5 protein-coding genes are annotated in these 4,524 nt (G+C 62.9%); 3 read left to right on the top strand and 2 right to left on the bottom strand.

Translation table 11 applies throughout. From position 1 onward, the window contains the following. Positions 1-266: TCP-1/cpn60 chaperonin family protein (locus DH10_RS22370; protein ID WP_281423857.1), on the bottom strand; the 266-nt coding region annotated here is incomplete at its 3' end. 64 nt (positions 267-330) lie between these two features. Beyond that, complete coding sequence (groES, locus tag DH10_RS22365) at positions 331-627, bottom strand: co-chaperone GroES (RefSeq protein WP_010915433.1); 297 nt, start codon at positions 625-627, stop codon at positions 331-333. Positions 628-1,494: 867 nt separating this feature from the next. Here groES and DH10_RS22360 point away from each other — a divergent pair. From DH10_RS22360 to DH10_RS38250, 3 genes are all read left to right on the top strand, one after another. Next, entirely contained in the window at positions 1,495-2,571 is a 1,077-nt protein-coding gene (locus DH10_RS22360) for a hydrogenase small subunit (RefSeq protein ID WP_192385323.1), read from the top strand. After that, positions 2,571-4,367, top strand: coding sequence for a nickel-dependent hydrogenase large subunit (locus DH10_RS22355; RefSeq protein ID WP_192385322.1), 1,797 nt, complete (start codon positions 2,571-2,573; stop codon positions 4,365-4,367). The genes DH10_RS22360 and DH10_RS22355 overlap by 1 nt, the downstream gene beginning before the upstream one ends. Further along, the coding region (locus tag DH10_RS38250) for a HupE/UreJ family protein (RefSeq protein ID WP_210327835.1) at positions 4,351-4,524 on the top strand (174 nt) is incomplete at its 3' end. The genes DH10_RS22355 and DH10_RS38250, both read left to right, overlap by 17 nt.

Genomic DNA, 4,524 nt, shown 5'->3' with positions numbered 1-4,524 from the left:
GTGCCGTCGCCGGCGATGTCGTTGGTCTTGGAAGCAACTTCGCGGACCATCTGCGCGCCCATGTTCTCGAACTTGTCCTCAAGCTCGATTTCCTTGGCGACGGTGACGCCGTCCTTGGTGATGCGCGGGGCGCCGAACGACTTGTCGATGACGACGTTGCGGCCCTTGGGGCCGAGCGTGACCTTCACCGCGTCGGCGAGGATGTTGACGCCGCGCAGCAGGCGCTCACGGGCATCACGGGAGAATTTTACGTCTTTGGCAGCCATTTTTTACTCCTGGGCATTTCGCCCGAAATTCAGATTGGATGGTGCGGATGAAGGCGGCGGCGTGTCAGCCGATGATGCCCATGATGTCGGATTCCTTCATGATCAGAAGGTCCTCGCCATTGAGCTTGACTTCAGTGCCCGACCACTTGCCGAACAGGATGCGGTCGCCGGCCTTGACGTCGAGCGGCACGAGCTTGCCGCTTTCGTCGCGGGCGCCAGAGCCGACGGCGATGATCTCGCCTTCCTGCGGCTTTTCCTTTGCCGTATCCGGGATGATGATCCCGCCGGCGGTCTTGGATTCGGATTCAACCCGGCGAACGACCACGCGGTCATGAAGCGGGCGGAATTTGGACTTTGCCATTTTTGGATGTCCCTGGTGCGGATGTTGAACGGTTCTCCTGTGCCGGAGAGTGGTTAGCACTCACCAGAAGCGAGTGCTAACGTGGCGGTGAGATAGGCCCTCGGTTGGTACTAGTCAAGACGGAAGAGGGGACGGGCGAAGAGCAAAAGACTTTGGAATCGGCGCTGAAGCACCGGCCCCCTTTTACGTGAGGAGAAAGCTCTTTCTGCATCTTTGCTGCCAGTCGCAAGTCCTCATCGGCTCAAAACATCTCCGCCAGAGGCGCCTGCCTAGTGTAGCCAGTCTTGACCGACACCGGACCGCGGCCGCCTCTCATCCCGCAATCTCTTTTCTCATTTCTCCGATTTCACAAATTATGCTTTGTCCCTTCCGTTCCTGGACCGAAGCCAGGCGCCGGTCCGTCGCGGACGCGACAAACCCGACAACAGCGAGTCAACGGAAGCGTACGTCGGGAGAGCGGCAACGAGTAGATGGTGCAAGTCCAGAATAGAGAGCAGGATTCCTCACAGACCGCGTTCGTCCAGGCCAGATCTCGCCGCCTCATCGTGCGCGGTCAAGCGCCGGACAAACGGAGCCACCTGACTGCCGAAGAGCGCAACGTCTTCGGCGTCATCCAACCCGTGAACCAAATCCCGCGATACCCAGTTTGCTGTAGCCGCGCAGGGCGAGCGCGATCTGTTCGTTGCGGAAGCTTTCTCTGTAATCTGCCAGCCCGGTTGCCACTCCATCGCCGGCGACCGGAACAAGACAACGCCTCGAAAAGCATCTGAGTATTGAATTGTTCGACTTTTCAAGTCTGGCACCGGACTTGCTTCGCCTTCGCACATCCGCGGCCAACAGATGCCGCCGCCTGTGGAGGAAGGCCTGATGCAAGAAACATTCTACGCGGTCATGCGCCGGCAGGGGATCACCCGCCGAAGTTTCCTGAAATTCTGCAGCCTGACGGCGGCTTCCCTCGGCCTTGGACCGGCCCTCGCGCCGAAAATAGCTTACGCGATGGAGTCCAAGCCGCGCATTCCGGTGCTGTGGCTGCACGGGCTGGAATGCACCTGCTGCTCCGAAAGCTTCATCCGCTCGGCGCACCCGCTCGCCAAGGACGTCGTGCTGTCGATGCTTTCACTCGATTATGACGACACGCTCATGGCGGCCGCCGGCCACCAGGCCGAGGCGATCGTCGACGAGGTTGTCGAACAGTACAAGGGCAACTACATCCTCGCGGTCGAAGGCAATCCGCCGCTCAACGAGGACGGCATGTTCTGCATCATCGGCGGCAAGCCCTTCGTCGACCAGCTCAAGCATGCCGCCTCCAACGCCAAGGCGATCATCTCCTGGGGCTCCTGCGCCTCCTGGGGCTGCGTGCAGGCCGCGCGGCCGAACCCGACGCGGGCCACGCCCGTCCATAAGGTTCCCGGCCTGCCGGACAAGCCGATCATCAAGGTGCCCGGTTGCCCGCCGATCGCAGAAGTGATGACAGCCGTCATCACTTATATCCTGACCTTCGAGAAACTCCCCGAACTCGACCAGCAAGGCCGGCCGAAGATGTTCTACAGCCAGCGCATCCACGACAAATGCTATCGGCGCCCGCATTTCGACGCCGGCCAGTTCGTCGAGTCCTTCGATGACGAGGGCGCGCGCAAGGGCTATTGCCTCTACAAGGTCGGCTGCAAGGGACCGACCACCTACAATGCCTGCTCGACGGTGGGTTGGAACGGCGGCCTCTCCTTCCCCATCCAGGCCGGCCATCCCTGCATCGGCTGCTCCGAGGACGGCTTCTGGGACAAGGGCGATTTCTACAGCCGCCTGAGCCGCGTCCACGGCTTCGGCATCGAGGCCGATGCCGACAGGATCGGCACGACGGCCGCGACCGTGGTCGGCGCCGCCGCGGCCGCGCATGCGGCGGCGAGCGTGGTCAAGCGGATGCGCGAAAAGGGCGGGAACAACTGATGGGCATCCGGACGCCGAACGGCTTCAATCTCGACGCCTCCGGCCAGCGCGTCGTCGTCGATCCGGTCACGCGGATCGAAGGCCACATGCGCTGCGAGGTCAACATCGACGAGAACAACATCATTCGCAACGCGGTCTCGACCGGCACCATGTGGCGCGGGCTCGAGGTCATCCTCAAGGGCCGCGACCCGCGCGACGCCTGGGCCTTCACCCAGCGCATCTGCGGGGTGTGCACCGGCACGCACGCGCTCACCTCGGTGCGTGCGGTCGAGGACGCGCTGGGCATCATAATCCCGGAGAACGCCAATTCGATCCGTAACATCATGCAGCTCTCGCTGCAGGTGCACGACCATCTGGTCCACTTCTACCACCTGCACGCGCTCGACTGGGTCAACCCGGTCAACGCATTGAGAGCCGACCCGAAGGCGACGTCGGAGCTGCAGCAGGCGGTTTCGCCGAGCCACCCGATGTCCTCGCCGGGCTATTTCCGTGACATTCAGAACCGGCTGAAGAAGTTCGTGGAGAGCGGCCAACTCGGGCCGTTCAAGAACGGCTACTGGACCAACCCGGCCTATCTGCTGCCGCCGGAAGCCAACCTGATGGCAGTGACGCACTATCTGGAAGCGCTTGACTTCCAGAAGGAGATCATGACGACGCGCACGATCTTCGGCGGCAAGGACATCCATCCCAACTGGCTGGTGGGGGGCGTGCCCTGTGCCATCAACATCGGTGGTGAGATGGCGGCCGGCGCGCCGATCAACATGGAGCGGCTGAACTACGTCCGCAGCGTCATCGAGCGTACCATCGCCTTCGTCGACAACGTCTACATCCCCGACATCATCGCGATCGGCAATCTCTACAAGGCCTGGCTCTACGGTGGCGGGCTGTCGGGCAAGAGCGTGCTCGCCTATGGCGATATCCCCGACAAGGCCAACGACTATTCCGCCGCTAACCTGATGATGCCGCAGGGTGCCATCATCAACGGCAATCTCAAGGAGGTGCTGCCGGTCGACGTACGCGATCCCGAGCAGATCCAGGAATTCGTGCCGCACTCCTGGTACAAGTATCCGGACGAGGCCAAGGGCCTGCACCCCTGGGACGGCATCACCGAGCCGCATTACGAACTGGGGCCCAATGCCAAGGGCACACGCACCAACATCATCGAGCTGGACGAGTCGGCAAAATATTCCTGGATCAAGGCACCGCGATGGCGCGGCCACGCCATGGAGGTCGGCCCGCTCGCCCGCTATGTCGTCGGCTATGCCCAGGGCCACGAGGAAATCAAGGAACAAGTCGATTCCACGCTGCGCGTGCTCGGCGCGCCGCTCAACGCGCTCTTTTCCACGCTCGGCCGCACCGCTGCGCGCGCTCTTGAAGCGCAGTGGGCGGCCCGCAAGCAGGCCTACTTCCTGGACAAGCTGATCGCCAACATCAGGGCCGGCGACTCCTCCACGGCCAACACCGAGAAGTGGGACCCGAAGACCTGGCCGGCCGAGATCAAGGGCGTCGGCTTCACCGAGGCGCCGCGTGGCGCACTGGGTCACTGGGTCCGGATCAAGAACGGCCGCATCGAGAACTACCAGTGCGTCGTGCCGACCACCTGGAACGGCTCTCCCCGCGACAATGCCGGCAATATCGGCGCCTTCGAAGCCTCGTTGATGGACACCAAGGTCGAGCGCGCCGAGGAGCCGGTCGAAATCCTGCGGACCATACACAGCTTCGATCCGTGCCTTGCCTGCTCGACCCACGTGATGGGGCCGGACGGCCGGGAGCTGGCCAATGTCAAAGTGCGGTAGGGAGGGATTTTCGATGAGACGCTCTGTCGTGAAACTCGGCGCAGCAGCATCGCTCGCCGACCTTGCCGGCCCGGCCTGTGCCCGTGTCGGCGCAGGCTATGCGGACGGCGTTGCCGCGGGCCTCGCGCACCCGCTGCTCGGTCTCGACCACCTGCTC

The organism is Mesorhizobium silamurunense, from assembly GCF_014843825.1.
GTDB lineage: Bacteria > Pseudomonadota > Alphaproteobacteria > Rhizobiales > Rhizobiaceae > Mesorhizobium > Mesorhizobium silamurunense.
The sequence above is the reverse complement of the archived record's forward strand: the minus strand, read 5'-3'. Positions and strand labels throughout refer to the sequence as shown.